We start from the raw sequence: 3,869 nt of genomic DNA on the forward strand, positions 1-3,869 counted from the left end.
CGCCCCCCCCTCTGTTGTGTTTAGGCAGGTGCTGGTTAGACGGTCCAACCGAGATTGCAACCCTTGCGGTTGTACGAGTGGACGTACTGGCCTGGCTTAGCGTAGGGGCCACCAAGGGTGGTGGTGATGCCGAGGAAGCACGACTGCTGATTCTGGGACTTGAACCAAGTGCCGATCGGAGTGTTCTCCAAGAAGGGGACGACGGTCAGAGGGCTGAAGGTCCACACCTGAACGGTTCCGGGATCCGTGGCGAACGCCTGATTGATCCCAACAGCTTGGATCCAGATGAAGTCATTCTGGAACAAGGGCTTGGTGGGCGTATCACCCACCGCGAGGGCAGCCAAGCTGAAGTTGGTCGCAGCCACGCACTCGATTGTTTGGCCGGGCAGGCACGCTTCGTCCTCGGCGTGAGCTACCGCCGGGCTGATCGCGGCCGCGGCAACCATGGCCAGAGCCGCGGCGCCGAGCGACACTTTCGTCGTAGAAACCATTGTGTGTTACCCCATCCCTGCATTTGCCTACTCGTATCTCATGGGGAACCTTGCCACCCCGGTAACGCGTTGTCAACTCAAACGGGCAAACTTGAGGCCCTTTGTCACTCAGGAAAATTTAAGCCGCACCACGGCCTGCCGTAAGCAGGCAAAACGCACGGCCTCAGGTGGGAATCCCGCAACGCGAGTCCGGCGCACTCAGGCCGCCGCGGCGCCCGGCTTGAGGTACGTCACAAGACTGCAGTCGATACCTTCGTCGATGAAGTAGTACTGGCAACCCGTCAGATACCGCATGTACTTGTCGTATGTTGCCTCATCGGTAGCGGCAATGGCGGCATCCCTGTTGCCTTCCAGGGCATGGGCCCAGAGCCCCAACGTCTTGATGTAATGGTTGCGTAGTGAAATAGCCTCCGGCACCACGAACCCTGCTTTCTCGCCGTGTTCGACCATCATCGCCGTACTCGGCAACCGGCCGCCGGGGAAGATCTCGGTGTACATGAATTTCGCGAACCTAGCTAACGCGAACGTCAGTTTCTTGCCGCGCGCAGCGAGGTCGAGTGGGTGGTACCCGACACTGCTCTGGATGGTCATCCGGCCGTCGTTGGGCGTGATGTCGAAGCAGTTCTTGAAGAAGTCGTCGTAGCGCTCGAAGCCGAAGTGTTCAAACGCCTCGATGGAGACAATGCGGTCGACCGGAGAATGGAACTGCTCCCAGCCTTCTAGGCGCACCTCGAAGGTGCGGCCACTATCGACCTCGGCCAGCAGTTGCCGGCAGTAGGCCTGCTGATTCTTCGATAGGGTCAGGCCGATGACGTTGACGTCGTACTTCTCCATCGCCCGCTGCAGTGTCAAACCCCACCCACAGCCGATCTCCAGCAGCGTCATCCCGGGTTTGAGATCGAGTTTGTCCAGGTTGAGATCTACATCGGCGATCTGAGCCTCGGAAAGGGTAACGTCCGGGCCGGTGAAGTAGGCGCAGCTGTACTTACGAGTCGGGTCCTGAAAAAGGCCGAAGAAGTCATCGGAGAGGTCGTAGTGAGCCTGGATCTCCTCGAAATGCGGACGCATGTCCATGGTGTCACTGACCTCAGGCATGATCTTTCACTTCCCGTGCGGCGTAGATGAGCTCGTCACCCCGGTTCCGAACCGACTGGAGCGCGGGTGGGCTTCCGAGACGATACCGTGCCCCCGAAGGAGTTTGGAAACCCCGGATTCTAGCCCTTGTGGACTAACTTTCCGCTTCAAGCTTCCTAGCGAACTGCGAAAACGATGTATCGAGTTCGCTGACAATGCCGTCCCACAACGGTTGTGGGAGGTCATGCCCCATCCCATCGAATAACACCAAACGTGCCCCCGGTATCGCCCTGGCAATCGCCCGCCCGCCGGCGGGCCGCATCAGAATGTCGGCCCGGCCATGAATCACCACCGTCGGGGCGGTGATCTGCGTGTCGTAGTGCTTGAGGCTGCCGCTGCCCAGGATGGCGCCGAAATGCCTGCCGATGCCCTGCGGATAGAAACAACGGTCATAGGTTTCGATGGCGTCGGCGCGCAACTGTTCGGTGGACTTTCGGTAGGCGGGGCTGCCGATGATCGTGGAGACCCGCACCGAGTTCTCCACGATCACCTCGCGCGGGGAACCGGGGTGCGGCCCCTGGATCAACGACAGCAGCGCTCGGGGCGCCGGCGGGGGGAGCAGAGCGGAATTGTTCGACGAGAAGATGATGCCCAGGCCGGCGGTGCGCGCCGCGTACCGCGCGGCGAAGATCTGGGCGATCATCCCGCCCATCGACGCACCCACGATATGGGCGCGCTCGATCCCAAGGTGGTCGAGGACCGCTGCGGCGTCATCGGCCATATCTTCAAGCCGGTACACCGACTTGCTGGGCAGTCCGACGAAGGAGCGGAGCAGCCCGGGGATCAGTGCGCCGTCGGCCCGCCGGCCGTGCAGTTTGGTCGACAGTCCCACGTCGCGGTTGTCGAATCGGATGACCCGGTAGCCGCGGTCGACCAGGTTCTGGCAGAACTCGTCGTGCCAAAGAACCAGTTGCGCGCCCAGGCCCATAATCAGCAGAACCGGGGGATTGGTGAGGTCACCGAGGTCCTCGTAGTGCAGCTCGATGTCGCCGCAAGCCGGCGAATGTGTCTTCGCGTACCCGGTACGCAACTCCATGTGAACTAGCCCCCGACGTCCTTCTGGTGCTCACGGCTGACCTCGACCATGAAGTTGGCGAAGTATCCGGAGAACTGCGGATCGCTCATCATCTGCCACTTCGGTGCCAGCAGCTTCATGTACCGCTCGACGTAGAGGAACTGCTTGCCGATGAGCACCAGTTCCCGGGGCAGTTTGACATCGTAGGCGTCGGCCAGGGTGGACAGTTGGCGGCCGATCTCGGCGTAGGACATGTCGCCGAGGGTTTTCATCGTCAGCGGGGTGGCGAACGCCTCGAGGTCCTTGGCGGCCTGCGCCTCCGGCTTGACGGTGCCGACCGCCCCGAGGAGCACGACGATCTTGCCGGCGGCGGCGTGGTCCTTCTTGACCAGAAGCGCGTAGATGAGTTCGCGCAGCAGCCAACGGGTGCGCGGGTCGATGCGGCCCATGATGCCGAAGTCCAGGAACACGATCCGGCCGCCGTCGTCGACCAGCAGATTGCCGGCATGCAGGTCGCCGTGGAACAGGCCGTGCCGCAGGCCACCCTCAAACGTGGAAAAAAGCAACGCCTTGACCAGTTCGGTCCCGTCGAAGCCCTTCTCGCGGATGGCCTTGACATCGTCGATACGGACCCCGTGCACCCGCTCCATGGTGAGCACCCGCTCGCTGGTGAACTCCCAATGCACTTGCGGCACTTTGATGTTGCGGCCCAGCGGGGAACCGTGCAGGCCGGACACCCACGCCTCCATCGATTGGGCTTCGATGCGGAAGTCGAGTTCCTCGGCGAGGTTGTCGGCGAAGTCGGCGACCACCTCCTGCGCCGAGAGGCGCCGGCCCAGCTTGGCCAGTTCCACGATCTGGGCGAAGCGTTTGAGGATCTGCAGATCCGCGGCGACCCGGCGGCGGATGCCGGGCCGCTGGATCTTGACGACGACCTCCTCGCCGGTGCGCAGCGTCGCATAGTGCACCTGAGCGATGGAGGCCGAGGCGAACGGCTGCTCGTCGAAGGAGGCAAACAACTCGGCCGGGTCGGCACCGAGGTCTTGCTTGAACAGTTTTCCCACATCGGCGGTGTCGGCGGGGGGAACAGCGTCGAGCAGGCCGCGGAACTCCCGTGACAACTGCTCGCCGAACGCGCCCGGGCTGGAGGCGATGATCTGGCCGAACTTGACGTAAGTGGGTCCCAGGTCGGCGAAGGTCTGCGGAATCTCCTTGATGACCTTGTCCGG

The 3,869-nt window shown here is 62.4% G+C and carries 4 protein-coding genes; all 4 read right to left on the reverse strand.

All coding sequences use genetic code 11. The annotated features are described in order from the left end of the window. Positions 1–35 precede the first annotated feature (35 nt). Positions 36–491, reverse strand: coding sequence for a hypothetical protein (locus ADBZ5N_RS17845; RefSeq protein WP_526259758.1), 456 nt, complete (start codon positions 489–491; stop codon positions 36–38). Positions 492–689: 198 nt separating this feature from the next. After that, positions 690–1,586: a cyclopropane mycolic acid synthase family methyltransferase gene (locus tag ADBZ5N_RS17850; protein ID WP_526259760.1), complete on the reverse strand. Its 897-nt coding sequence runs from the start codon at positions 1,584–1,586 to the stop codon at positions 690–692. 133 nt (positions 1,587–1,719) lie between these two features. Beyond that, positions 1,720–2,661 (reverse strand): alpha/beta fold hydrolase, encoded by a 942-nt coding sequence (locus ADBZ5N_RS17855; protein WP_526259762.1) that lies wholly within the window; start codon positions 2,659–2,661, stop codon positions 1,720–1,722. A 5-nt stretch (positions 2,662–2,666) separates the two neighbouring features. Continuing rightward, positions 2,667–3,869: ABC1 kinase family protein (locus tag ADBZ5N_RS17860; protein WP_526259764.1), on the reverse strand; the 1,203-nt coding region annotated here is incomplete at its 5' end.

The sequence above is a fragment of the Mycobacterium sp. genome (genome assembly GCF_044370595.1).
Taxonomy (GTDB): Bacteria; Actinomycetota; Actinomycetes; order Mycobacteriales; family Mycobacteriaceae; genus Mycobacterium.

Excerpts from the sequence above, each read along its gene's own strand:
- ADBZ5N_RS17850 (WP_526259760.1), bottom strand. The coding sequence starts at position 1,586 with ATGCCTGAGGTCAGTGACACCATGGACATGCGTCCGCATTTCGAGGAG.
- ADBZ5N_RS17855 (WP_526259762.1), bottom strand. The coding sequence starts at position 2,661 with ATGGAGTTGCGTACCGGGTACGCGAAGACACATTCGCCGGCTTGCGGC.
- ADBZ5N_RS17845 (WP_526259758.1), bottom strand. The coding sequence starts at position 491 with ATGGTTTCTACGACGAAAGTGTCGCTCGGCGCCGCGGCTCTGGCCATG.